This window comes from Comamonas sp., from assembly GCF_036643215.1.
GTDB lineage: Bacteria > Pseudomonadota > Gammaproteobacteria > Burkholderiales > Burkholderiaceae_C > Comamonas.
Window position 1 is genome coordinate 14,163 of sequence record NZ_JAVXSJ010000014.1, and the last position, 26,003, is coordinate 40,165.

General features: G+C 60.8%; 24 protein-coding genes. 16 read left to right on the forward strand and 8 right to left on the reverse strand.

The window, feature by feature from the left end; all coding sequences use genetic code 11:
* The 6 genes from RSF91_RS11270 to apbC form a co-directional block, all read right to left on the reverse strand.
* Positions 1-933: a DMT family transporter gene (locus tag RSF91_RS11270; protein WP_332568507.1), complete on the reverse strand. Its 933-nt coding sequence runs from the start codon at positions 931-933 to the stop codon at positions 1-3.
* Positions 934-1,048: 115 nt separating this feature from the next.
* Complete coding sequence (locus RSF91_RS11275) at positions 1,049-1,285, reverse strand: formate dehydrogenase subunit delta (protein ID WP_332568508.1); 237 nt, start codon at positions 1,283-1,285, stop codon at positions 1,049-1,051.
* Entirely contained in the window at positions 1,285-4,185 is a 2,901-nt protein-coding gene (gene fdhF, locus RSF91_RS11280) for a formate dehydrogenase subunit alpha (RefSeq protein ID WP_332568509.1), read from the reverse strand. Before fdhF ends, RSF91_RS11275 begins: the two co-directional genes overlap by 1 nt.
* Before the next feature lie 12 nt (positions 4,186-4,197).
* Positions 4,198-6,330, reverse strand: coding sequence for a formate dehydrogenase subunit gamma (locus tag RSF91_RS11285; protein ID WP_332568510.1), 2,133 nt, complete (start codon positions 6,328-6,330; stop codon positions 4,198-4,200).
* Positions 6,331-6,442: 112 nt separating this feature from the next.
* Complete coding sequence (locus RSF91_RS11290) at positions 6,443-7,381, reverse strand: LysR substrate-binding domain-containing protein (protein ID WP_332568511.1); 939 nt, start codon at positions 7,379-7,381, stop codon at positions 6,443-6,445.
* Positions 7,381-8,472, reverse strand: coding sequence for an iron-sulfur cluster carrier protein ApbC (gene apbC, locus RSF91_RS11295; protein WP_332568512.1), 1,092 nt, complete (start codon positions 8,470-8,472; stop codon positions 7,381-7,383). Before apbC ends, RSF91_RS11290 begins: the two co-directional genes overlap by 1 nt.
* Positions 8,473-8,595: 123 nt before the next feature.
* Between apbC and RSF91_RS11300 the strand changes: the two genes are divergently transcribed.
* The 11 genes from RSF91_RS11300 (at position 8,596) to soxZ (ending at position 21,382) form a co-directional block, all read left to right on the forward strand.
* Entirely contained in the window at positions 8,596-9,165 is a 570-nt protein-coding gene (locus RSF91_RS11300; RefSeq protein WP_332568593.1) for a restriction endonuclease, read from the forward strand.
* Positions 9,166-9,228: 63 nt separating this feature from the next.
* Complete coding sequence (locus tag RSF91_RS11305; RefSeq protein WP_332568513.1) at positions 9,229-10,527, forward strand: patatin-like phospholipase family protein; 1,299 nt, start codon at positions 9,229-9,231, stop codon at positions 10,525-10,527.
* Between the two features lie 39 nt (positions 10,528-10,566).
* A complete protein-coding gene (locus tag RSF91_RS11310; protein WP_332568514.1) occupies positions 10,567-12,348 on the forward strand; it encodes a sensor domain-containing diguanylate cyclase in 1,782 nt (593 codons plus the stop codon).
* A gap of 218 nt (positions 12,349-12,566) precedes the next feature.
* Positions 12,567-14,714, forward strand: a complete 2,148-nt coding sequence (metG, locus tag RSF91_RS11315; RefSeq protein WP_332568515.1) for a methionine--tRNA ligase — start codon at positions 12,567-12,569, stop codon at positions 14,712-14,714.
* Complete coding sequence (locus RSF91_RS11320) at positions 14,714-15,172, forward strand: hypothetical protein (protein WP_442878844.1); 459 nt, start codon at positions 14,714-14,716, stop codon at positions 15,170-15,172. Before metG ends, RSF91_RS11320 begins: the two co-directional genes overlap by 1 nt.
* A 411-nt stretch (positions 15,173-15,583) precedes the next feature.
* Positions 15,584-15,934: a c-type cytochrome gene (locus RSF91_RS11325; protein ID WP_369826789.1), complete on the forward strand. Its 351-nt coding sequence runs from the start codon at positions 15,584-15,586 to the stop codon at positions 15,932-15,934.
* Positions 15,935-17,212, forward strand: coding sequence for an NAD(P)/FAD-dependent oxidoreductase (locus RSF91_RS11330; protein WP_332568516.1), 1,278 nt, complete (start codon positions 15,935-15,937; stop codon positions 17,210-17,212). It begins immediately after the preceding gene.
* A 163-nt stretch (positions 17,213-17,375) separates the two neighbouring features.
* Entirely contained in the window at positions 17,376-18,398 is a 1,023-nt protein-coding gene (locus RSF91_RS11335; protein ID WP_332568517.1) for a YeeE/YedE family protein, read from the forward strand.
* Between the two features lie 425 nt (positions 18,399-18,823).
* On the forward strand, positions 18,824-20,176 hold the full coding sequence (locus RSF91_RS11340; protein ID WP_332568518.1) for an FAD/NAD(P)-binding oxidoreductase: 1,353 nt from the start codon (positions 18,824-18,826) through the stop codon (positions 20,174-20,176).
* A 224-nt stretch (positions 20,177-20,400) separates the two neighbouring features.
* The gene (locus tag RSF91_RS11345) at positions 20,401-20,889 is read left to right on the forward strand and encodes a thiosulfate oxidation carrier protein SoxY (RefSeq protein WP_332568519.1); all 489 of its coding nucleotides are present in this window, start codon (positions 20,401-20,403) and stop codon (positions 20,887-20,889) included.
* A gap of 163 nt (positions 20,890-21,052) precedes the next feature.
* A complete protein-coding gene (gene soxZ, locus RSF91_RS11350) occupies positions 21,053-21,382 on the forward strand; it encodes a thiosulfate oxidation carrier complex protein SoxZ (RefSeq protein WP_332568520.1) in 330 nt (109 codons plus the stop codon).
* A 71-nt stretch (positions 21,383-21,453) separates the two neighbouring features.
* On the opposite strand, the gene RSF91_RS11355 is transcribed toward soxZ, so the two are convergent.
* On the reverse strand, positions 21,454-22,137 hold the full coding sequence (locus RSF91_RS11355; RefSeq protein ID WP_332568521.1) for a YitT family protein: 684 nt from the start codon (positions 22,135-22,137) through the stop codon (positions 21,454-21,456).
* A 335-nt stretch (positions 22,138-22,472) separates the two neighbouring features.
* Positions 22,473-22,979 carry an outer membrane protein assembly factor BamE gene (locus RSF91_RS11360; RefSeq protein ID WP_332568522.1) on the reverse strand — a complete coding sequence of 169 codons (507 nt, stop codon included), beginning with the start codon at positions 22,977-22,979 and terminating at the stop codon, positions 22,473-22,475.
* Positions 22,980-23,086: 107 nt separating this feature from the next.
* Here RSF91_RS11360 and RSF91_RS11365 point away from each other — a divergent pair, with 107 nt between their 5' ends.
* The 5 genes from RSF91_RS11365 to RSF91_RS11385 all read left to right on the forward strand — a co-directional run bounded on the left by RSF91_RS11365 (position 23,087) and on the right by RSF91_RS11385 (position 25,870).
* Positions 23,087-23,548 (forward strand): hypothetical protein, encoded by a 462-nt coding sequence (locus RSF91_RS11365; protein ID WP_332568523.1) that lies wholly within the window; start codon positions 23,087-23,089, stop codon positions 23,546-23,548.
* 62 nt (positions 23,549-23,610) lie between these two features.
* Positions 23,611-23,817, forward strand: coding sequence for a DUF3460 family protein (locus RSF91_RS11370; protein ID WP_332568524.1), 207 nt, complete (start codon positions 23,611-23,613; stop codon positions 23,815-23,817).
* 72 nt (positions 23,818-23,889) lie between these two features.
* Positions 23,890-24,747, forward strand: coding sequence for a segregation and condensation protein A (locus RSF91_RS11375; RefSeq protein WP_332568525.1), 858 nt, complete (start codon positions 23,890-23,892; stop codon positions 24,745-24,747).
* Between the two features lie 111 nt (positions 24,748-24,858).
* Complete coding sequence (gene queE, locus RSF91_RS11380; RefSeq protein ID WP_332568526.1) at positions 24,859-25,497, forward strand: 7-carboxy-7-deazaguanine synthase; 639 nt, start codon at positions 24,859-24,861, stop codon at positions 25,495-25,497.
* A 1-nt stretch (position 25,498) separates the two neighbouring features.
* Positions 25,499-25,870 carry a 6-pyruvoyl trahydropterin synthase family protein gene (locus RSF91_RS11385; RefSeq protein ID WP_332568527.1) on the forward strand — a complete coding sequence of 124 codons (372 nt, stop codon included), beginning with the start codon at positions 25,499-25,501 and terminating at the stop codon, positions 25,868-25,870.
* The last annotated feature ends 133 nt before the right edge of the window (positions 25,871-26,003 follow it).

Below are 26,003 nucleotides of genomic sequence, written 5' to 3' on the forward strand. Positions count from 1 at the left end.
CTAAGCAACCACCTGCCTGCGCCCCCAGTTCATCACGGCCGTGCCTGCAATCGCCATGGCACCGCCCAGCAGCATGGAGCCATCCACGCTCTCACCCAGCAACAGGGCTGACAGCATCACGCCAATCACCGGCACCAGTGTGATGTAGCCCGATGCGGCTCCCGCCCCCAGTGTTTTGACGCCCGCAAAGTACCAGGCGTAAGCAATGGCGGTGGAGCCATAGGCCATGAAGATCATGGCCACCCACGCCTGATTGCTGGCATGAAAGGCTGAGACCAGAGCCTGCGGCCCTTCAACCAACAGACTGGTGGCCAGCAGCAGAACGGCACCAAAGATGGCGGTAACCGTGGTGGCAGCCAGTGCATCCACCCCTGCCAGCATGGCGCGCCCGATGAGCGTGTAGCAAACCCAGCAGGCGACGCAGCCCAGAATCAGCATCTCACCAATGCCTACCGTGCCATTGAGCAGCTCCAGCGGCTTGCCATGCGTAATCACCATAACCGCACCGCAGGCAGCCAATGCCATACCCAGGGCAATCACACCGTTGATCCGCTCCTTGAACAGCCACACGGCCAGCAGCAAGGTCACCACAGGGTTAAGCGTAATCACCAGCGCCGCCTTGCCCGCAGGCAGATGCTGCAACCCGCTCAGGAAAAATGCGGCGTAGCCAAAGACGCCGGTAGCACCAGCGGCAAACATGCCCAGCCAGGTCTTGAGTGGCCATTTTTTGATCGCCGGAAAACCACCCGACCAGTAAAGCCATGGCAGCAGCAAACTCGCGGCCAGCACAAAGCGCAAACCGGACGCCGCCAGCGGCGACATATTGAGCGCCAGAATGCGCCCCGCAGGCCATGAAGCCCCCCAGAGCAAAGCCATGCCCAGCAGACGTAAGTGCGAGCCCATCTGGGCGTTAGCGGGAGTTTTGGAAGTCATGCGAGAACGTAAGAACACAAAAGCCGCAGCACTGGGCAGAGCCAGTCAGCGGCTTTGAAAGGGAGATAGCGGGCAATATACCTGCAGCGATCTGCCCGGGCAGGCACCCGCGTGACTAAGGTTTTGGCCGGAGTTGCTGGTCGTGCAGCTGCAAGGACTCTCGGACCAAGGGCAACAACTGCTGCGCCTGCTGCTCATCGCTCAGCGCATCCAGAAGACGCAGCCGCATGCGCGGGTCCCAGAACTTCTGGATATGCAGTGCAATGCCCTCAAGCGCCTCCTCACGATCAGGGATGGAGACAAAAAATTCGCCAATACGGTTCGCCATGCGGATCAGGTTGCTCACATCCATTACAGCGCTCCTGCCTCGACCTGAGCGGCCGCCAAATGGCTTAGTTGCTCATCATTGAACTGCGCATAGCCACGCTGCCAGCTCGATGGCTGAGCCACAGGCAGAACCTGCACCGCCGTCACCTTGTATTCGGGGCAGTTGGTGGCCCAGTCAGAGCTGTCGGTGGTAATCACGTTGGCACCCGATTCGGGGAAGTGGAAGGTGGTGTAGACCACGCCGGGCTGAATGCGCTCGGTCACCGTGGCGCGCAGCACCGTATGACCGGCACGGCTTTCGATACCCACCCAATCGCCGTCACGCACACCGCGATCTTCGGCATCATGCGGATGAATCTCCAACCTGTCTTCGCTATGCCACTGGCTGTTGGCCGTGCGCCGCGTCTGCGCCCCCACGTTGTACTGCGAAAGGATGCGCCCAGTGGTCAGCAGCAGCGGAAAGCGCTGAGTGACCTTCTCTTCCGTCGCCACATACTGGGTGATGATGAAGCGGCCCTTGCCACGCACAAATTGATCCTTGTGCATGATGTCCGTACCGGCCTCTTCGGTGGCCTCGTTGCACGGCCATTGCACACTGCCCAGTCGCTCGATCTTTTCATAGCTCACGCCTGCAAACGTGGGCGTGAGTGCGGCAATCTCGGCCATGATTTCTTGGGGGTGACCGTAGTTCATGGGGTAGCCCAGCGCATTCGATAGCAGCTGCGTCACTTCCCAGTCGGCATAGCCGGCCAGCGGCTGCATGAGTTGGGTCACGCGCGAAATGCGGCGCTCGGCATTGGTAAAGGTGCCGTCTTTTTCCATGAAGGACGAGCCGGGCAAAAACACATGGGCGTACTTGGCGGTTTCGTTCAAGAAGATGTCCTGCACCACCACGCATTCCATGGCAGCCAGCGCGGCCGTCACATGCTGGGTGTTGGGGTCGGACTGAACAATGTCTTCGCCCTCGCAGTACAGACCCAGAAAGCTGCCACCCAGTGCCGCTTCAAACATATTGGGTATGCGCAGACCGGGCTCAGGGTTCAACTGCACACCCCATGCTGCTTCAAACTCGGCGCGCGTCGTGCTATCCGAGATATGGCGGTAGCCGGGCAGCTCATGCGGAAAGCTGCCCATATCGCAAGAGCCCTGCACATTGTTCTGGCCGCGCAGCGGGTTCACGCCCACACCTTCACGCCCCACATTGCCGGTGGCCATGGCCAGATTGGCAATGCCCATGACCATTGTCGAGCCCTGTGCATGCTCGGTCACACCCAGGCCGTAATAGATGGCGGCATTAACTGGCTTACCTGCTGGATGATCGTGTGCGCCCAGCGCATACAGGCGGGCTGCACCACGCACCAGATCGGGGGCGACGCCGGTAATTTCTGCCGTGGCTTCTGGGGAGTTTTCGGGTCTGGCCACAAACTCTTTCCACTGCACGAATGACTTGGCATCGCAACGCTCGCCAATGTATGAATCAGCCAACAGTCCCTCGGACACGATCACATGGGCCAGCGCGGTAATCATGGCCACATTGGTTCCGGGCCTGAGCTGCAGGTGATAGTCGGCCTTGATGTGGGGCGAGCTGACCAGTTCAATCTCGCGTGGGTCGATCACGATGAGTTTGGCACCTGCGCGCAGGCGCTTTTTCATGCGCGAACCAAAAACCGGATGGGCCGCCGTAGGGTTGGCGCCAATGACCATGATCACATCGGACTGATCCACGGACTTGAAGGTCTGCGTGCCCGCCGATGTGCCATATGTCTGACCCAGCCCATAGCCCGTGGGCGAGTGGCAGACACGTGCACAGGTGTCAACGTTGTTGTTGCCAAAGGCCGCACGGATCAGCTTTTGCACCAGATAGGTTTCTTCATTGGTGCAGCGCGATGAGGTGATGCCGCCAATCGAATCCTTGCCGTGCTTTGCCTGTATGCGGCGGAACTCGCTGGCCGCATGGCCAATGGCCTCTTCCCAGCTCACTTCACGCCAAGGGTCGCTGATCTTGGCGCGAATCATGGGCTTTGTGATGCGGTCCTTGTGCGTGGCATAGCCCCAGGCAAAGCGTCCCTTGACGCAGGCATGGCCTTCATTGGCCTTGCCATCCTTCCACGGCACCATGCGCACGACCTGCTCGCCCTTCATCTCGGCTTTGAAGCCGCAGCCCACGCCGCAATAGGCACAGGTAGTGATCTCGCTGTGCTCGCTCTGCCCCAGTTCCACCACGGTCTTTTCCTGCAGCGTGGCTGTGGGGCAGGCCTGCACGCAGGCACCGCAGCTCACGCAGTCGCTGGCCATAAAGCCATCGCCCTGTCCTGCCGTAATGCGTGATTCAAAGCCGCGCCCCGTGATCGTCAGCGCAAACGTACCCTGCGTCTCTTCGCAAGCGCGCACGCAGCGGTTGCAGACAATGCATTTGCTGGGGTCGTAATTGAAATAGGGGTTGGAAGTATCAACCTCCGCCTTGGCTTCGCCCTTGAAGTGATTGTCACCGTCCATGCCATAGCGCACCTCGCGCAGGCCCACCACGCCCGCCATGTCCTGCAGCTCGCAGTCGCCATTGGACGAACAGGTCAGGCAGTCCAGTGGATGGTCGGAGATATACAGCTCCATCACGCCCTTGCGCAGCTCCTGCAGTTGCGGGCTTTGCGTTTTCACCTTCATGCCGGCTTCGGCCGGCGTGGTGCAGGAAGCCGGATAGCCTTTGCGCCCCTCGATCTGCACCAGACACAGGCGGCAGGAGCCAAAGGGCTCCAGCGAATCCGTGGCGCAGAGCTTGGGCACTTTGATGCCGCCATCCACGGCGGCACGCATCAGCGACGTGCCCTTGGGCACAGTGACTTCCCGTCCGTCAATCTGCAGCGTGACCAGCTCTTCAGACAGGCTGGCAGGAGTCCCAAAATCGGTATTTTTCAGATGTTCCAACATGGTGTTCTCTCCTCAGACGGGCATGACTGCTGGCGCGGACTCGATGCCGAAGTCCTGCGGATAGTGGGTGAGCGCCGAGCGCACCGGATAAGGCGTCATCCCGCCCATGGCGCACATGCTGCCGTTAACCATGGTGTCGCAAAGGCTTTCCAGCAAGGCGACATTGGCGGCATGCACGGCGCCGGTGTTGGTGGTGATGCGATCGATCACCTCCACCCCACGTGTGGAGCCTATGCGGCAAGGCGTGCATTTGCCGCAAGATTCGATAGCGCAGAACTCCATGGCATAGCGCGCCAGCCGGGCCATATTGGCCGCATCGTCATGCACCACCAGGCCGCCATGGCCTACCACATTGCCTTTGGCAGCATAGGCTTCGTAGTCCAGCGAATCGTCCCAGTCACCGGGTGCCACATAGCTGCCCAGCGGCCCACCCACCTGTATTGCCTTGACCAGTCTGCCCGTGGCCGTGCCTCCGCCAAAATCTTCGACCAGCGCGCGCAAGCTCAGGCCAAAAGCTTTTTCCACCAGTCCGCCGCGCGCAATATTGCCCGCGATCTGGAACGGCAGCGTGCCGCGCGAGCGGCCCATGCCATAGCCCTGGTAGAAAACCGCGCCCTTGGCCAGAATGACGGGAACGGTGGCCAGCGTGATCACGTTGTTGATCACCGTGGGTTGGCCAAACAGACCTTCGATGGCCGGCAGCGGCGGCTTGGCCCGCACAATGCCGCGCTTACCTTCGATGCTCTCCAGCATCGCGGTTTCTTCACCGCAGACATAGCTGCCCGCACCTTTGCGAACCTGCAGATAAAACGCCCGCCCGCTGCCCGCCACATTGCCACCCAGCCAGCCCGCAGCGCTGGCGCGGGCAATGGCTTCTTTCAGCGTGGCAATGGCATGCGGATACTCGCTGCGCACATAGATATAGCCCTGAGTCGCACCCACGGCCAGCGCAGCAATCGCCATGCCTTCGATCAGGCAGAACGGGTCGCCCTCCATCAGCAGGCGGTCGGCAAAAGTACCGGAATCGCCTTCATCGGCATTGCAGGCAATGTATTTCTGCGCACCGCTGGCAGCGGCCACGGTCTTCCACTTGATGCCAGCGGGAAACGCCGCGCCACCGCGCCCGCGCAGGCCCGAGTCCAGCACCTGCTGCACCACGGCTTCGGGCGCCATGGCTGCGGCGGCCTTCAGACCTTGCCAGCCACCATGGGCCGCATAGTCCGCCAGGCTCAGCGGATCAATCACTCCCACGCGGGCAAAAGTGAGGCGTTCCTGATTCGCCAGATAGGGGATTTTCTCGGTCAAGCCATGGCATAGCGCATGCGCACCGCCTTGCAGCAGGCCGGCATCCAGTAAGCCCGGCACATCGGCGGCCGTCACCGGCCCATAGGCCACGCGGCCTTGCGCGGTTTCCACTTCGATCAGCGTCTCCAGCCACAACAGGCCGCGCGAGCCATTGCGCACCAGCTCGACAGGCAGGCCGCGCGCCGCGCATTCCTCGGCCAGCACGCGGGCTACCTCGTCAGCGCCTACGGCCAGCGCAGCGGCATCGCGCGGGACATAGATGCGTACGGCTTCCACTCCTGATTCAATAGCTGCATGCGCTTTATCCATAAGCGCTACATCCGATTTTGACTTTAAATCCTGCAGCAATGCATCCAGCTTAAACGGCGTGAGGTGGGCATGAACCTCCACCTCATTGACCATGAGTGCGGGCGACTGGGCGCACAGACCCAGGCAGTACACGGGCTCCAGCGTCACACAGCCATCGGCGGTGGTTTCATGAGCCTTGCAGCCCAGCGCGGCTTCGGCATAGGCCAGCAAGGCATCAGCGCCGCGTGACTGGCAGGATTCTGCGCGGCAGATCTGAATCAGGGTCTGCCCATGGGGCTGCTCACGCAGATGGGGGTAGTAACTGATGACGCCATGCACCTCGGCCCGCGAGAGCTTGAAGGCGTCGGCAATCAGCGGCACGGCGGCGCGCGGAATAAAGCCCAGCGAGTGCTGCACGGCATGCAGCAAGGGCAGCAGGCCACCGGGTTCGCTGGCATAACGCGCCAGCGCGTGGTTCAGAGCTTCAGCTTGTTGGGTGCTTAGCTTTTGCGGCGCAAGCTGGGCCAGCGGCACGGTTTTTTCATGGGGCATGGGGTGGCCTTTTTATGCAGGCGCTGCAGCGCCTTTGTCTCTGGCCCTATTTCAGCCCCCAGCGCTTACCCCGTCAAATTCATTAGCGCTATGCGCTGATTCATTCTGTGAATCAAGCGCGGTCCCGCACAGCCCCGGCAAAGCGCGTACATTGCTCATGCCACTGCGTGGTTTCCAGCAGGGCCATGGCCGCCAACAGGGCGCGGGTGGCGGTTTCTTTGGGCTGCGTCAAAAAGGCAATCGCCGTATGCACCTGGGGCGCTATCAATGGCCGCACCTGCAGTGCAGCGGCCTCTGGCAAGGTTGCGACCAGTGCCCCGGGAAGCACGCTGTGCAGGCCGCCATCGCTGACGGCCATCATCAGGCTGAGCACGGAATTGGTTTCCATGGCGGCGCTGACCTCGCAGCCTGCCACCTTGAAACTCTGGTCCACGATCAGGCGGTTGTGCATATCAGGCGTCAAAAGGCATAGCGGCAGCTTGGCGGCCTGCGCCCACTTGACGGCTTTTTGGCTTGATTTTTCAGTCGCAAGGCTGAGCAGAAAATAATGCTCCTGGTACTGTGGCCAGACGGTAATTCGGGCACTCTCCCGCGCAAGCAAACGGTCGCTGTACCCAAGCGCCAAATCAAGCGATAGGTCTTCCAGCCCGGTTTCAATTTCCAGCGAACTCATGGACAGCACCATGGGCGTGATGCCCGGATGCTGGGCACGCAGCAGCGCGGCAAAGCGCGTCAGCATGGGCATGGCCGTAGGCACGGCGGCCATGCGCAGCTTGCCTTTGAGCTGACCGGCCCCCACGCTCAGGTCCTGGCGCAAAGCCTCTTCGGCCTTGAGCATGGACAGCGCGGTGGCCAGCACCTGCTCGCCTTCAGGCGTCAGCCCGCCAAACACGCGGCCACGTCGGACGATGACCGCGCCAAACTCGGCCTCCAGCGCCCTGAGCGCGTTGGACAGTGCAGGCTGCGTGATATGGCAAGCCTGCGCCGCCCTTGCGAAATGGCGGTGCTCATTGAGTGCCACCAGATAACGCAGGGAGGTCAGCAGGTTCATCAGGTGTTGCTGCTCACCGTGATCGTGGGGAACTTGCTGGAGAAGTCCTTGGCCTTGAGCGCCACCTTCACCGCCAGATCGCGGGCGACCTTTTTGTAGACCAGCGCAGCTTCGCTCTCGGGCTCGGCGACCACGGTGGGCTTACCGCTGTCGGCCTGCAGGCGAATCTGCAGCGACAAAGGCAGCGCGCCCAGATAGTCGATGTTCTGCTCGCCAGCCATCTTCTTGCCGCCGTCGGCGCCAAAAATGTGCTCCACGTGGCCGCAGTTGGTGCAAACGTGAGCGGCCATGTTTTCGACCAGACCCAGGATGGGCACGCCCACCTTCTCGAACATCTGCACGCCTTTTTTGGCATCGATCAGCGCGATGTCCTGGGGCGTGGTCACCACCACGGCGCCGGTCATGGGCACGCGCTGGGCCAGGGTCAGCTGGATGTCGCCCGTGCCGGGTGGCATGTCGACGAACAGATAGTCCAGATCCTTCCAGTTGGTCTGGCGCAGCATCTGCTCCAGCGCCTGCGTGGCCATGGGGCCGCGCCAGATCATGGCCTGGTCGTTGTTGACCAGCAGACCGATGGACATGACCTGCACGCCGTAGTTCTCCAGCGGCTCCATGGTCTTGCCATCATGGCTCTCGGGCTTGCCCGACACGCCCATCATCATGGGCTGGCTGGGGCCGTAGATGTCGGCATCCAGAATGCCCACGCGCGCGCCTTCGGCGGCCAGCGCCAGCGCCAGATTGGCGGTGGTCGTGCTCTTGCCCACGCCGCCCTTGCCGGACGAGATGGCGATGATGTTCTTCACACCCGTCAGCAGCTGCACACCGCGCTGCACGGCATGCGATGCCACCTTGGTGGTGATGTTGACCGAAACATTGCCCACACCGGCCACGGACTTGGCCGCGGCGATGAACGCGCTGCGCAGGGCTGCGTGCAAGCTTTGGGCGGGGTAGCCCATTTCCACGTCAAACGAGACGTCATCTCCGACGATCTGCAGGTTGCGCAGGGCACGGGTGCTCACAAAGTCCTTGCCTGTGTGCGGATCGAGCACGCCAGCGAATGCGCTCAGCAGCGCTTGTTCTGTAACAGCCATGGGTTTCAGTTTTCCAGAGGTTTCTTCGATGCCGGATAGTCTAGCGAAGCCGCCCAACCCCTGCGCACAAGAGACAATGCAACCCTTTGCCAAAAATTTGAGAGACAGCCCGTGAAACTGAAGATGGCCGAAAACTCCCTGTTTGCAGTCCTGATGCGCTCGCGCTGGTGGATCAGCTTTGCGATCTGCGCCGCTGTGGTGCTGGCGTCGCTAGCGCTATTCCCCAAGGACATATCGCCCTTTGCCGCCCTGGGCGCATTTCCGTTTTTTGTCGTGGGCTGTATCGCCTTCTACAGACAGATCAACGCGCCCAGCCCGGCGCAGATGGAAGAGATCCAGCAAGTCATTGCCGCGCAGAGCTGGGCCGACTTCAGCGCCCAGCTGCAAACCGCATGGCAAGCCGAGGGATATGAAGTGCAGCGCCTGAACCTGCCCGGAGCAGACTTGCTGCTGAGCCGCAACGGCCAGACCAGCGTGGTCAGCGCCCGCCGCTGGAAGGCCGCCACCCATGGCGTGGAGCCGCTGCGCGAGTTGCAGGCGGCACAAGCCAAGCAACAGGCCGATCTGGCCATTTATGTGGCGCTGCAGCCGCTGGGCGACAAAGCATCCAGCTGGGCTGCGCAGAACCAGGTGGTGGTGCTGAACGGTAAATCCATGGCAACCTTGATCGCCAAAAACCGCAAGAAGAGCTAACACCGCACTTGGCTCTGCCACCCCGGTCTACCGCCTGCAGCCCAATCCGGGCACACTGCAGGCATGGCGGCAGAGCAGTTCTCACCCACCTTCCCTCCCAGTCTTGCCGACGTCGATCGGCAAAACTCCACAGGCCCGGCGTCCAGCATCGGGCCGACCGGGCTGTTGCTCAGCGGTGGCGGGGCCCGCGCCGCCTATCAGGTGGGCGTGCTGCAAGCCATTGCCGCCCTGCGCCGTGAACAGGGCCTGCAACATGGCCCCAATCCCTTCCCCGTGCTTGCGGGAACATCGGCAGGCGCTATCAATGTTGCAGCACTCGCTTGCCATGCCGATGCCTTTGACACCGCCGTGCGGCGCATGACCCATGTCTGGGGCCACATGCACACCGAACAGATCTACAAAGCCGACTCGCTGAGCGTGCTGCGCAGCGGCGCACACTGGTTGACGCTGCTGTCGCTGGGCTGGGCTTTGGCCCGCTGGAGCCGCATGCGCCCCCGCTCGCTGCTGGACAACAGCCCGCTCAAAGCGCTGATGAGCGGCGATCTCATGCCTTTCGAGCGCATTCCCCAACTGATAGAAAGCGGCCATCTGCATGCCTTGGCCATCACGGCATCAAGCTACAGCAGCGGCCAGCACATCACCTTTTTTCAGACCCGCGAGTGCCTGAGCCCCTGGATTCGCGACCAGCGCAAGGCCGTGCAGACCCTGCTCACCGGCGATCACCTGCTGGCCTCATCGGCCCTGCCCTTTATCTTTCCGGCCATGCCGCTGCCCATGGATGGGCATCTTGAATACTTTGGCGACGGATCCATGCGCCAGACCGCGCCCCTCGCGCCCGTGATTCATCTGGGGGCCAACAAACTGCTGGTCGTCGGTGCGGGCCGTCGGCATGAGCCCACCACCAGCCCGCCGCAGGCCGATGCCAGCTACCCCACGCTGGCCCAGGTGGCCGGGCATGCCCTGTCCAGCATTTTTCTGGACACCCTGGCAGTAGATATTGAACGTGCCGAGCGCATCAACCACACCTTGAGCCTGATCTCACCAGCCGAGCGCATCCACAGCCGCCTGCGCCCCGTTGAGGTGCTGGCCATCACCCCCAGCGAGCGCATTGACGACATTGCCACCCGCCACATCGACAAACTGCCCCTTCCCGTGCGCACCTTGCTGGCCACGCTGGGCGTACGCATGAGCGCAGGATCAAGCCCTGAAGCCCCTTTGCGCGATGGCGCGCTGGCCAGCTACCTGCTATTTGAGCAGGGCTACACCCGTGAACTGATGGCACTGGGCCGCAAAGATGCCATGGCCCGCAGGGAAGATATCGCCCGATTCTTTGGCTGGGCGCAAGCGCAGCCAACCGCGTGAGAACCCGTCTTGTAGCCTGCAAATTATGTGTGAGACACTTTGTTTCACTTTTATGACATACACCCCACCTTCCCAGTGACCACGCCACCTCAGCCCATTCGCGGCTCCTCATCGCTCAAGCTCTCGCTCATCCTGCCTTTTATTGCTCTGATTGCGCTGTTGACCTCGGCGCTGGGCATGCTCTGGTACTGGACGGGCAGCAACACGGTGTCCGCGTTGTCCGAGCAGGTGATGGAGGAAAAAGCTGAGCGCATCGCCCTCATTGTGGACAGGCACCTGCACAGCTCAAGCGCCGTGCTTGAGGCGGCTTTCCCCAGCGGCCAGCCGGTGTACTCAGACATCAGCGAGCATGTTCAGCCGCTGGTCTCACGCTTGTGGATGGCCACTTCGCTGCACACCCAGCCCAATGACTATGTCTACTACGGCAACGTGGCAGGTCAGGGCATCGCCCTCAAGCGCCTGCAGCCAGCGCTGGGGCAGCTGCGTCTCAAAACATTGGCCAACGACCACCGCAGCTATTTCAAGGTGACCGGCAGCCACGCCAAGCCCGTCTACGAATACACCGAAAGCACACTCTTCGACCCCCGCCAGCGCCTCTGGTTCAAGCTCGCCGCCGAATCTGCCGGCTCCATCTGGACGCCGGTTTACATCGACTTCAGCGCTCAAGACCTGGTGCTGACCCGCGCCCGCCGCATTCTCTCGCCCCACGGCAAGCTCGAAGGCGTGGTGGCCGCTGACATCTCACTCAAAGCCCTCAATGACTTTGTAGACCAGCTGCACCTGAGCAAGCACGGCCGAGCCTTCATCATTGAAGCCGATGGCGCCCTGATCGCCGCCACCGGCATGCCCAACATCCACCGTCGCCCCGACGGCAAGATGGAGCGCATGAGCGCCGCCAACAGCCAGGACCCGCTGATTCAGGCCGTTTATGAAAAAATTCAGGACGTCTTTCACACCAGCACCCCTGACGATGTCCCCCGCACGGCCCTGCTGGAAGATGCCGACAACCACAAAATCCGCATCGCCTACCGCCGCCTGAGCAATGGGCCCGGTCAGGACTGGATAGCCGTGGTCGCCGTGCCGCACAAAGACATGCTGGCCGGCGTATACCGCCACATGATGCTGGTGGGCGGTCTGGGCCTTTTGGCGCTGATCGTGGCGGCCTTCATCGGCACCCGCATCTTTGGCGCCGTGGCCAACGATATGCGCTCGCTGACCCGCGCCGTGCGCCGCGTGGGCCAGGGCGAAATCGACACCCCCATTGAAGTGCAGCGCCGCGATGAGATTGGAGAGCTGGCCCACAACTTCCACCGCATGCGCCACAGCCTGTTCACCGATCCGCTGACCGGCGCCAGCAACCGCAGCGCTTTGCAGCATATTCTGAGCACCCTCACCCGCCCCCTGCCGGGCCAGGAACACGCCGCCCCGTTCACCCTGCTGTTTGTGGACTTGAACCGCTTCAAGCCCCTCAACGACCGCTGGGGCCATGACAACGGCGACCTGGCCCTGGCCGAAGTCACACTGCGCATGCGCAACCTGCTGCGCCCCGACGATGTGGTCGCGCGCCTGGGGGGTGATGAATTCGTCATCATCCTGCGCGGAGTCTCTGATGAAGAGCAGGTACAGGCTGTGCGCCTGAAGATTGACCTGGCGCTGCAAGAGCCGCTGACCACGCTGCAAGACCTTCCCGAAGGCGAAGCCGTCACCGTCGGCGCATCCATTGGTCAGGCCATCTACCCGCGCGATGCGCAGGATGCCCAGAGCCTGCTCAAAATGGCCGATCAAGACATGTACCGCAACAAAGGGCCATCGGTACGTTGATGCCGGCGCTATCTCAATAAAAGCGGCTAGCGCCTGATATTCATAGAAATCAGATTGATTTCAGCCTGAAACCCAATGAAATCAAGTGCTAGAAGCTATCAAAATAAAAGTATTCGGGGTGCCAGCCATTGGCATCCAGCCCATCCGCAAACCCCATTCCCGCAGCTTGGAGCCAAGCCCTTTTAGAATGGCAGGTTCTCTGTGAAAGCTGTTCCCTCATGACCGCACGCAAACTCTTCGTTACCACCGCCCTGCCGTACGCCAACGGCAATTTCCACATCGGCCACATCATGGAATACATCCAGGCCGACACCTGGGTGCGTGCGCAGCGAATGCAGGGCAACGCGGTCAACTTCGTGGGTGCTGATGATGCCCACGGCGCCCCCATCATGATTGCCGCTGAAAAAGCCGGCAAAACGCCCCAGCAGTTTGTGGCCGACATTGCGGCTGGCCGCAAGCCCTACCTCGACGGCTTTCACATCGCCTTCGACAACTGGAGCAACACCGACAGCCCGGCTAACCACGAGCTGTCCAAGCAGATTTATCTGGACCTGAAAAAGGCCGGTTTCATCGAAACCCGCACCATCGAGCAGTTCTTCGACCCCGAGAAGAACATGTTCCTGCCCGACCGTTTCATCAAGGGCGAGTGCCCCCGTTGCCACGCCAAAGACCAGTACGGCGACAACTGCGAAGTCTGCAGCTCGGTCTACGCGCCCACCGACCTCATCAACCCGTTCTCGGCCCTGTCAGGTGCCACGCCGGTGATGAAGTCGTCCGAGCACTTCTTCTTCAAGCTGTCCGACCCACGCGCTGTGGAGTTCCTGACCGAGTGGACGCAAGACGGCAAGCATGTGCAACCCGAAGTCGCCGCCAAGATCAAGGAATGGTTTGGCGTGCGCACCAACCCCGATGGATCGACCAGCGAAGGCCTGGACGACTGGGACATCAGCCGTGATGCGCCCTATTTCGGCATCGAGATTCCCGATGCGCCGGGCAAGTACTTCTATGTCTGGCTGGATGCGCCCGTGGGCTATCTGGCATCGCTCAAGGAATTGCTGACCCGGCGTGGCGAGAACTTTGACGCCTATATGGCCGACCCCGATCTGGAGCAGTACCACTTCATCGGCAAAGACATCATCACCTTCCACACGCTGTTCTGGCCTGCGATGCTGAAGTTCAGCGGCCGCAAGACGCCGACCAAGATCTGCGTGCACGGCTTCATGACCGTCAACAACGGCGAGAAGATGAGCAAGAGCCGCGGCACCGGCCTGGATCCGCTCAAGTATCTGTCGCTGCAAATGAACCCCGAGTGGCTGCGCTACTACCTGGGCGCCAAGCTCAACGGCAAGAACGAAGACATCGACTTCACGGCCGAAGACTTCATGCTGCGCGTGAACTCCGACCTGATCGGCAAGTACGTCAACATCGCCAGCCGCGCCGCAGGCTTTATCAGCAAGCGCTTTGAAGGCAAGCTGGGCCAGGTTTCCGAAGACGGCCAGACCTTGCTGGCCGCGCTGCGCGAGCAGCAAGCCTCCATCGTCTCTTCGTACGAAGCCCGCGACACCGCCCGTGCTGCGCGCGACATCATGTCGCTGTGCGACAAGGTCAACAGCTATGTGGACGCCAACAAGCCCTGGGAACTGGCCAAGAAGGAAGGCATGGACGCACGCCTGCACGATGTGTGCACGACCTGCATCGAAGCCTTCCGCATTCTGACCATCTACCTGTCGCCCATCCTGCCTGCCGTGGCCGCCGAAGTGGCCAACTTCCTCATCGTGCCGCCCGAGAGCTTTGCCGATGTGGTCAAGCCCCTGGGCCAAGGCCACCAGATCGGCGTGTACCAGCACCTGATGCAGCGCGTGGACCCCAAGCAGCTGGAATCACTGTTTGAGCCACCGGCAGGCCAAGCCGCTCCCGCAGCCGAGCCCGTCAAGGCCGAGAAAAAAGCCGCCAAGAAGGCCGAGCCCGTGATCGACCCCAACGCCCCTGGTGGCGAGCCACTGGCTGAAACCATTGGCATTGACGACTTCATGAAGATCGACCTGCGCATTGCCAAGATTCTGGAATGCAAGGCCGTCGAAGGCTCGACCAAACTGCTGCAGCTGACGCTGGACGTGGGCGAAAAGGACGAAAACGGCCAGCCCAAGACCCGCAATGTGTTCAGCGGCATCAGCAGCATGTACAGCCCCGAGCAACTGGTGGGCAAGCTGACTGTGACCGTGGCCAATCTGGCCCCGCGCAAGATGAAGTTCGGCATGTCTGAAGGCATGGTGCTGGCTGCCAGCCACGCGGATGAGAAGGCCCACCCCGGCATTTATGTGCTGGAACCCTTCCCCGGCGCGCAGCCCGGCATGCGGATTCATTGATGCGACACACCCTGAGGCGCTTTGCGCCTTCCCCCTCTCTCGCTGCGCGGGAGGGGGACGACAGCCTCGCTGCGGGGCGGCCCTTGCGTGCCGTCCCGGCGTTGGTTCGCGCCTTACCAAGCTCCATTGGCACCTTGTTTGCAGGCGCTTTTTTGTGCATGTCGCTGTCGGGCTGTGCTGTCGTGGCCGTCACCAGTGCGGCCGTCAGCGTGACGGCGGGCGCCGTGGGTTTGGCAGCCGATGCCGCCATTGGCACGGCCAAAATAGTGGGCAAGGGCGTTGGCAAAGCGGCAGATGCGCTGATGGATGACGACAAGCCCGGTATCAGTGACAGCAGCGGCGTGAATATTCGCTACCGCGACTCGGCCAATTCTTCTGCAATGCCTGCGGAAACACCGGCACCAGCGGCCACAGTAACGCCGGTTGCTCCGCCTTCTGTCATTCAGCCTGAATTTTGACAAAACAGGCTGTAGCCCATTCAAAATAACCGCATTAAGCTACTTATTTAATAGCATTATGCGGTTTTTTCATGCCTGCTGTACGCATAGACGAGGCATACACAAGCACAAGCGGCTGGCATAACTAAATAACCAACAACTTCCTGTTACACCAGTGGGATATAGCGCTGTTCAAAACCGCTGAGCTTTCTAGAATCCAGCTCAACTCACTGTGCTTGCCGCACCCTGGCCCAAAGAATGCCCTGCATTCACTACATACAACAATGGCCACACACAAGCATCGAGCTCACAAGAACCGCTGAAACGACTCTTGATAGGTCGTGTCTCACGCGCACGCCTTCAGGGTTTACCGGGTCGTATCAGCGGTTCTAAATAATCCTGCGCCACCTGCGCAGAAAACAGGGAGGCCCCATGCGATCGAAATCTTTGCTTACCTCTGCACGCCCCGTGCTCTGGCTGGCGCTAGCCATGGCTGCACCACTGCCAGCACTGGCAAGTTCTGCCACGCCCACAACCACTTTGCGTGCGCAGGATGTCGCTGTGCTGGCAGCCAGCTGCGCCAACTGCCACGGGCCTGATGGCCGATCTACCGGCGGCATTCCCACGCTGCGTGGCTTGCCTGAAGCACACCTGCTGCAGCGACTGCAGGCTTTCAAGGCCGGCACCGCCAAGGATGCCACCGTGATGACCCGTCTGGCCAAGGGCTATGACGATGAACAACTCAAAGCGCTGGCCCAGTGGTTCAGCAAGAAGGGCCGCTAAATGCAGATCAATCGTCGTCAAATCATCGGTGGCGCGGCTGCGGGTGCTGCCAGCCTGGCTCTGCCTTCCTTCGTTCAGGCCAAGGCTGCCTCGGCCCATGTAGTCATCGTCGGGGGCGGCTTTGGTGGCGCCACCGCCGCGCGCTATCTGCGCCAGTTTGCGCCCCATGTTCAAGTCACGCTGGTTGAGCCTGCCGAGCGTTTCTACACCTGCCCCTTCTCCAACCTGTATCTGGCTGGCCTGCGCAGCTGGGAAAGCATCGGTCACGGCTATGACGGCCTGCGCAAAGCGGGCGTGAACGTGGTGCATGCGCGTGCCGACAATGTGCTGACGGATTCTCGCCGCGTGCTGCTGTCGAACGGCCAGGTGCTGAGCTATGACAAGCTGGTGCTGTCGCCCGGTATCGATATGCGCTGGAATGCGATCGAAGGCTATGACGAGGCTGTATCACAACTGGCACCCCACGCGTGGAAGGCCGGCCCGCAGACCCAGTTGCTGAAGAAGCAGCTGGAAGCCATGCCAGACGGCGGCAAGTTTGTGATGGTGATCCCCGCCAATCCCTTCCGCTGCCCACCCGGCCCGTATGAGCGGGCAGCCATGGTGGCGCATTACCTGAAGGCCCATAAGCCCAAGAGCAAAATTTTGCTGCTGGACGACAAGGACGCGTTCTCCAAACAAGGCCTGTTCATTCAGGGCTGGAAGGCGCTGTACGGCGACATGATCGAGTGGGTCAAGCAGGCCGATGACGGTAAAGTCACGCGTGTGGACGCCAAGAATCTGGAAGTGGAAACCGCCTTTGGCACCAAGCACAAGGCCGATGTGCTCAACGTCATCCCACCGCAAAAGGCCGGTTTTATTGCCGACCGTGCAGGCGTGACCAATGCCAGCGGCTGGGTGCCCATCAAGCCCGAGTCGTTTGAGTCCACTCTGGTCAAGGATGTCTATGTGCTGGGCGATGCCACCATTGCTGCACCCATGCCCAAGTCCGGCTTTGCCGCCAACACACAAGGCAAGGTGGCAGCTGCCGCCATCGCTGCCGAGCTGACGGGCCAGCCCCTGCCCATTGCGGCCTATGCCAACACCTGCTACAGCCTGATTGGCAATGACTACGGCATCTCGGTCGCCGGTGTTTACAGGTCGCAAGAAGGCAAGTTGATCGAAGTGCCCGACTCTGGCGGCGTCAGCCCCATCGATGGCAATGCCGCCTTCCGCAAGGCCGAGGCCGATTACGGATCGGCCTGGTACAAGGCGATCAGTGCGGATATCTGGGGTGGGTGACTGAGGCTCCCCCTGAGGCGCTGACGCGCCTTCCCCCCTCTCTCGCTTCGCGGGAGGGGGACGCCAACATCGCTGCGGGGCGGCCCTTGCTTGTTGGCCCTTACATGTAGCACGCCCATTGCAAGCATCTGCCGATGCTTTGTGCAACTAAATTTCAACTCATATGTTGTTGTGGTCTATCTTTTTTCTGGGCATGGCGTTTGGCGTGGCTGCGCGGCTGGGGCGGTTTTGTTTGCTGCGCGGGCTGCGCCAGCAACTGAGGCAAGACTCTGAGGTTGCCGCCGGCACAGCGCCCGCCCTGCAGGCTTTTGCGCTCGCACTGGCCGTGGCCTTGCTCGCATCGCAAGGGCTGCAGGCGCTGGGCATGGTGGACCTGGGCCTAGCGGCCATTGCACGCCCCGGATTTTCCGTGATTGCGGTGCTGGTCGGCGGCCTGTTGTTTGGCGCGGGCATGGTACTGGCCCGTGCCTGCGGTGCACGTTCACTGGTACTGCTGGCGGGCGGCAACCTGCGTTCTCTGGTCACCCTCGTGTTTCTGGCGCTGGGCGCGCAGCTGGCGATGACGGGTGTGCTGACGCCTGTGCGCCTGTGGCTGCAGGCGCTTGCGCCCATCACGCTGGTTCACTCCACCTTGCCCGCCTATCTTTCTTCTGTGAATGGATTGCTGCTGGCGCTTGCGCCCGCCGTGCTGCTGACGATCTTTGCACTGCTGCGGCCAGCACTGCGCCAAAGCCCGGTACAACTCATCAGCGCAGTACTCATCGGCCTGCTGGTGGCTGCTGGGTGGTGGATTACCGCGCATATCGGTGTGGACGAGTTCGAGCCGGCCAAGCTCACATCGCTGAGCTTTATCGGCCCGATTGCCGAGAGCATGCTGTACCTGCAACTGTCGGTGGGCCGCGAGGCCGGTATTGGCCTGGCGCTCACGGCAGGCGTACTGGCCGGTGCTTTTATCGCAGCCCTGGTGAGCCGGACCACTCGCTGGGAAGGTTTTGAATCCACCGGCCGCCTGGGAGCCAGCGCGGGTGGCGGTTTGCTGATGGGCTTTGGCGGCGTGCTGGCAGCCGGTTGCTCGATTGGTCAGGGCCTGACGGGACTTAGCACACTGGCATGGGCCAGTTTTCCAGCCATCGCAGGCATTGTGCTGGGTGCCGTCCTGATGCTGACCTTGGGCCGCCGGGCCTGAGCGCACTGTTAATTGGCCACTACTTCTGCTCGGTAGAGGCGGTCCCGGATCGTTCGATCCATCAAAAACATGAGCTGCATGCGCTATTCATGCATTGATTTCGTAATGCTTTGGCCTGATTTTTCATGCAGATAAAGCGCTGAACGCTAGCTTTTTGCAACTTCACTGCAGTGCAGCACTGGGTTATGCCTTGTCTGCCCCATAACATTGCCCCCTACAATTTGTAAGACACCCGCTGTTGCTGATGCCGCGTGACGGCTCAGAAAGACTCTTTTTTCTTGCACATCCTGGCTGCCGCAAGCTCTGCGCCAGCTGCCCGCAGGCATGCGTTTGTCTTCATTAACCATCGCCCCAAGCGAGGCTATGCCGTGCCATCAGCACTACCTCGTCGCCTGCAGGTGCTCATCCATAAGGAGTCTTACGACATGCAACGTCGCCACTTTTTGATAACCCCTTCCGCGCTGACACTGGGTACCGCAGCCGGTGCCTTGGGCACTCTGACCAGTTCTGCCATGGCCGCGCCAGGCATCATCAGCAGCCAGTCGCCTATACTGCCGCGCAAAGGCAAAGGCCCGCGCATCGTCATCTGCGGCGGTGGCTGGGGCGGCATGACGGCTGCGCGCTATCTGCGCGAGCTGATCCCGAACTCTGATGTGGTGCTGCTGGAGCGCAATGCCACATTCTGGTCCGGCCCCATGAGCAACAAATGGCTGGTCGATATCGTGGGCACCGATTTTGTGAACCGCGACATGCTGCACCCTGCCAACCAGTACGGCTACACCTTGCTGCAGACCGAGGTGATGGGCTTTGAGCGCGACAAGAAGCTGGTGCGCACCGGCCACGGCCTGATCGAGTACGACTTTCTGATTCTGTCGGGCGGCATTCGCAATGACTACGAGGCCTGGTTTGGCAACGACCAGCGCGCCATTGAGTACACGCGCACGCACTTCCCCAACGCCTACATCCCCAATCAGGAGATGCTGTCGCTCAAACAGAAGGTCAAGAACTTCAAGGGCGGCACACTGGTGATGACGCTGCCACCACCACCCCAGCGCTGCCCGCCCTCGCCCTATGAGCGCGCCTGTCTGATCGCCTGGCACATCAAGAAAAACAAGATCCCCGGCAAGATCGTCATCCTCGACCCCAAGCCCAAGCTAGCGCCCATCGGCGTGGGCTACAAGCAGGCCTTTGAAGAGCTGTACCCGGACATCATCACCCACGTGCCCAATGCAGGCGTCAAGGAAGTCGACCCCTTCAACAAGCAGATTAAGACGGCTGCCGGTGACTTCAAGTTTGACGACGCCATCCTCATGCCACCGCACCAGGCGGCGGACATGGTCTGGAAGGCCGACCTGATTGGCAAAGACGCCACCACCGGCAAGCCCACAGGCTGGGCCGACATGCACAACCGCCTGTTCCACGCCAAGAGCGATGACCGCGTGTACTTTGTCGGTGACCTGATGGGTGCCATCTCACCCCAGTTCGGCCACTACCCCAAAAGCGGCCATGTGGCCAACTTCATCGGCAAGATCGTTGCCCAGAACATTGCCGAGCGCGTGTCCGGCAAGGAAGTCGTGGCCCGCCTGCCCGACAACCTCTGCTACATGATGGTCAACGGCGACCCGCAGGAAGAAATCTCGGTCAAGTTTGAATACGAGGTGGACACCAACGGTCAGGTCAACCAGACCCAGATCGACATGGATGTACGCACGCCTGATCTGGTCAAGGAAGACTTTGCCTGGATCAATAGCAAGTTCAGTGACTTCTTAGGCACTTGATCTGCTGAGCCGCTACGCGGCTCTGGCTCGCTCCTCTTGGAGACGCTAACACCACCCTTGAGACGTCGTTGTTTCGCCTTGTCGTACGCTTGTACTGCCTGCGGCTTCACGCCTCGTCTGAACCGTAAACCTTCGGTTTACTGGGTGGAGTTAACGCCTCTTAAGTACGAGCGCCAGTTTTAACCGCTGTTTGCTTGCAAGCGGCATTCGATAAAAGAAGAGACATGTTCAACCACACCACCCGTAGAAGTCTGGTTCTGGGCGCAGCGGCCGCAGGAGCCACTCTGGCCCTGCCTGCGACGGCTCTGGCGCAGGCAAAGGCGCCGCTGGTCGGGCCTCTGGCCCCTAACCCAGTCGAGTTTCAAAAACAGATCGCCCAGTTCACCGGCAAGGCCACGCCGCAATCCGAAGGCCTGCTGCTGGATGTCCCCGTGCTGGCCGACAACCCCAGCGCCGTGCCCGTCAAGGTCAAGGTGACACTGCCCATCACAGAGCAGGACTGGTGCGAAGAAATCGTAGTGCTAGCCGAGCTGAACCCCTCGCCCCTGTCCTGCCGCATGCAGTTCACGGCAGCGGCAGGCACGGCTGAGGCGGCGATCCGCATTCGCCTGTCGCAGTCGCAAACCGTGCACGCCATGGCACGCATGAAGAGCGGCAAAGTACTGGTCGCCAAGCAGGCAATTACCGTAGCCGCCAGCGGCTGCGGCATGTAAACCAACGACTCCCCCTGAGTCGCTTCGCGCCTTCCCCCAGAGGGGGACAGCGCCAGCGCAGCAGGGCGGCCTTTGCGCGGCGCTTGCTGGCTTCAGGCCCACTATGGTTTCAGGTATAGCGACACCCGAATCACAACGGATGCACGAACGAAAAGGAATTTAGATGAGCAAACCCCCTCGCGTCTGGGTCAGCAACGCCAACCCCAAGAAGGGCGAAGTGCTGCGCGTGCGCGCACAGATGGAACATGTGATGGAAAGCGGCCTGCGCACCGACCCTGCCACTGGCAAAGTACGTCCCCGCAATATCGTCAACCGCTTTGAAGCCAAGCTGGGCAACACCTTGCTGTTCAGCTGGGAGCCCGGTATTTCGATTGCTCAGAACCCCTATATCGAGTTCACCTTTCTCGCCCGTGAAAGCGGCGAGCTGAACATGTTCTGGAAAGATGAGCAAGGTCAGACGCTGAGCGCACAGAAGACGATTACCGTCGCCTGATATCCGCCGGTCACAAAAAAGCCCCGCCCGGTTGGCACCGTGGCGGGGCTTTTGTTTGAGAGCCTGCAAGCTCAATTGCCCTGATAACGACCGGGGCGGTGGCTGATCCACAGAAACATACTCATGATGACTGCCGCCAGCACCGAGTACGCCACGCGCTCTAAGGGCACCACGGCCAGCGCCAGCAACACCACGGTGCAGTCAATCATCATCTGCACCTTGCCGGCGCGAATGCCGTAGCGGTCTTGCAGATAGAGCGACACGATGGTCGCTCCGCCCAGACTGGAATGGTGGCGCGCCAGAAACAGGCAGCCCGAGCCCATGAGCAGGCCACCGGCCACGGCGGCATACAGCGGGTTCAGGTAGTCGATATGGATAAAGCGCGGCCCCACGTCAGCCATCAGCGCCAGCATGGCGACCGAGATAAAGGTCTTGATCGTGAACTCTGCCCCCATGCGCTTCCACGCGAACCAGTAAAACGGAATATTGATGACGAAGAAAGTCGCACCAAACGGCAGCCCCGTCACGTAATGCAGCAAGAACGCAATGCCCGCCGTGCTGCCCGTCAGCAGTCCCGCCTGGGCAAACAGCATCATGGTGATGGAGACAAACAGCGAGCCTGTGAAGAGTGCCTGCGCATCCTCAAAGCGGCCATGGCGCAAAGTTGGGCCTGAGGCGGCGGCAGCAGCAGCAGCAGCAGCATCGACGCTGCTGACCAGGCCTGAGCGGGCGGGGGAAGATAGCGGTGTGGACATGTCAGATAAGACAGCAAATAAGCGCCCAGAGTCTCGATAAAGACCAGAGGCCAACCGGCGCGGATAACACCGGGTAACCCCTTAATTTTACGAATGAAGCCATGCTCTGCGCTCATCATTTGCTGCAACGCAACAATTCTTTAAGGACTTTCTCGACTGACTTTCTTATGGTTTTTTCAAGCTTTTTAGCTGTCTGGTGCTTACGCATAAAGCGCTAGCAGCTATCAAAATCAAAGCATCGCGCATGGCGAGACCATGAAAAAAGCCATGGCTGCAATCACGCAGACATGGCTTGGGCAATGGCTGGGACAGCCACGGCAAACGGCCAGCGTTGATCAGCCCCGCGGCTCGTCAGGCAGGCGCTCACGGTTCAGCTTGCGCAACACCCGGCCATCGGGGCCGAAGGTGACGGTGAACTGCATCTCACGGGTGGGCGGATCGATGTAGTTCCAGTCCCAGTCCGTTTCCTGCTTGAGCTTGAAGGTCATCATCTTGGCGGGCTTGCCCAGCATGCGGCGCACCGCGTTTTCATCCATGCCCGGCACAATTTTGGCAAAGACATGCGGGGCCAGCACTTGACGCAGAGCGCTCATCTTGCCGTCAGTGCCAATTGTGATCATGTAGTTCTTGGCACCGGCTGGCTGGCGGTTGTACTCAAAGGTGCGCGAGCCATCCTCTTCTCTCCAGACGCGCTCGGGCTCGCCAAACTGGGCGCGCACATCGGCTTCGGTGGAGAGGCCTTCTTCCAGCTCTTTGATCTTTTGCTCATCGCAGCCGACCAGGGCCAGAGCGCTGATCGCAGCAGCAGCTAGCGCAGCAGTCACACGGGAAAATAGTTTCATGGGCATGAATCATTCACGATTGCCAGACAGAATGCGAATTCTGACAGCATGCGCAGCCGTGCTGCACACGCTTTCGTAAACGCTTGTCAAAAACGGAGCCATCCCTCGTGAGCACAACCATCGAGCAACTGTTTTCTCAATTCACCCGCGCCGCCCAGGCCGCCCATGAGCAACAAGACAAGTGGCTGATCATCGACCCCGTCTATGAGCATCTGGAGACCCTGCAGGCCGCTGCGCTGGAGCAGGTTCTGCCCCATATCCTGGCGCTGATTGAAACCTATCCCGAGCTGGACTACGGCGGTCCGGGTCCGTTCGGCAGCCTGATCGAGGAGCATCCCATGGCGGCTTACACCCCAGCCTTGCTGGCATCGTTGGAGCGCCAGCCAAGCGTCCAGGTGATCGGCTGGCTGGACCGCACCATGGGCGTGGACGAAGACTTTCAGCGCGGCGACCCCAGCCCCGTCGGACCGGGCGAATTTTCCGCCGTGCTGAAGAAAATAATCGCTTCGCCGCTGGCTTCCGACGACTGCAAGGAGTTCGCACAGGTCTGCCTCAACGATCTGAAATAGCCGCTCAAGCGGCTTTCGCCCGCGACCGGCTAAAATCCAAGGATCTGAGAGGTTTTACGAATATGTCTTTCTTCCGTCGCCCCGACTACCGTTCCGACACCACCAACTTCATCAACGACCTGAAGAAGCAAAAGCCCGAGCTGGAGCAGCAACAGCTGGCTGGCCGCGCCCTGCTGTGGGACAAGAACATCAGCGCCGAGGTCTGGGATGATCTGCGCGCTGGCCGCGTGGAGCAAAACCCCTACGTCTACCAGACCAACCACTCCTGATTCTTCTTCAATGAAACCAGCCTCTTGCGCTTATACATCAAGCGCTCTCAGCTCTATATTTCATAGCAAGCAATGAGCGAGGCTGAAGACCAGGCACTGTTGCCGGGCCAAGGCCCGGACACACTTGACTCGACACCTTCGGTGATCGACCAGGTGGCTTTGGCACGCCTGTATGGCGAGCCACTGTTTGCGCTGCCGCAGGATTTGTATATCCCGCCGGAAGCGCTGGAAGTCTTTCTCGAAGCCTTTGAAGGCCCGCTGGACTTGCTGCTCTACCTGATCCGCAAGCAGAACTTCAACATCCTCGACATTCCCATGCTGGACGTCACGCGCCAGTACATGGCTTATGTCGATGAGGTGCGCGGTCGCAATCTGGAGCTGGCCGCTGAATACCTGCTGATGGCCGCCATGCTCATCGAGATCAAATCTCGCATGCTGCTGCCGCCCAAGAAGCAGGAAGGCGGCGAAGAAGCCGAAGACCCCCGCGCCGAGCTGGTGCGCCGCCTGCTGGAGTACGAGCAGATCAAGCTCGCCGCCCAGCAACTGGGCCAAGTCCCCACGTATGGACGCGACTTTCTCAAGGCCACGGTTCATATTGAGCAAAGCCTGCAGCCGCGCTTTCCGGATGTGGAGATCGGAGAGCTGCAAGCAGCCTGGCGCGACATTTTGAAGCGTGCCAAGCTGGTGCAGACCCACAAGATCACGCGTGAAGAGCTATCCGTACGCGAGTACATGAGCCAGATCCTCAAGCAGCTGCAAGGCCAGCGCTTTGTGGAGTTCGAGCGCATCTTCAACCCCGAAAAAGGCTCGACCGTGCTGGTCGTGACCTTTATCGCCATGCTGGAGCTGGCCAAGGAAACGCTGATCGAGATCACCCAGGCCGAGGCCTATGCCCCTATTTACGTGCGTCTGGCCTATACCCCGGTGTAATTGATACCTTGAGCGGCTGTGCCGCTTCCCCCAAGGGAGACAACGCCATTGCCGCAAAGCGGCTCTTGCCTGGCGTTTCTGACTTGGGGTGTGCGAATTTTGGATCCAACGATGACATACAGCGTCAAAGAAATTTTCTATACCCTGCAAGGCGAAGGCGGCCAGGCTGGCACGCCTGCCGTGTTCTGCCGTTTTGCAGGCTGCAATCTGTGGACTGGCCGTGAGCAAGATCGCACCAGCGCCATCTGCCAGTTCTGCGATACCGACTTTGTCGGCACCGACGGCACGCTGGGCGGTAAGTTCACGACAGCCGATGAGCTGGCCGAGCGCATTCTGGCCCAGTGGCCCGCCAGCGACAGCCAGCACCGCATGGTGGTACTGACCGGCGGCGAGCCTTTGCTGCAAGTCGATGAAGCGCTGATTGCCGCTCTGCACGCACGCGGCTTTCGCATCTCTGTTGAAAGCAATGGCACGGTGGCTGCACCGCAAGGCATTGACTGGCTGTGCATCAGCCCCAAGGCCGGTGCCGACTGGATTCAGCGCAGCGGTCAGGAGCTGAAACTGGTCTGGCCCCAGCCCACGTTTGATCTGGAAGCCATTGAGGCCAGCACCCAATTCAACCATTACTTTCTGCAGCCCATGGACAACGTCCAGCAGGCCAGCAATATCGCCACATGTATTGAGCAAAGCATGCAGCGTCCCAAATGGCGTCTGAGTCTTCAGACTCACAAGCTCACTGGAATTCGCTGAAATGCAATTTACCGTTCACCAGCGTTTTTTCTTTGATGCGGCCCATACGCTGGAGCGCGCTATCGAGACCGAGAGCAGCCGCCGCATTCACGGCCACACCTATCACGCCGAAGTCAGCGTGACGGGGCCCCGCAATGCCGACAACGGCATGGTCATCGACCTCGGCCACCTGCGCGCGCGCCTTGAGCTGCTGCGCGACCAGCTCGACCATCACTTTCTCGACGAAATTCCCGGTCTGGGCAAGCCCACGCTGGAGAACCTCTGCCTCTTCATCGCCAACGCCCTGTCTGATCTGCAACCCGCCCCCAGCAGAATCCGCGTCTGGCGCGACAGCATTGGCGACGGCTGTGTGCTGGATCTGCGCGCGGATTGAGAGAGCGACGCAGCCAAGCGCGGCATCGTCTCCATAAAAAAAGGCCCCGCTGATGCGGGGCCGCTTGCTTGAGTCTGAAGGCTTCCCCACCCGGAGGCCAAACCCTGCAAGCTCTGCAAGCTCTGCAAGCTCT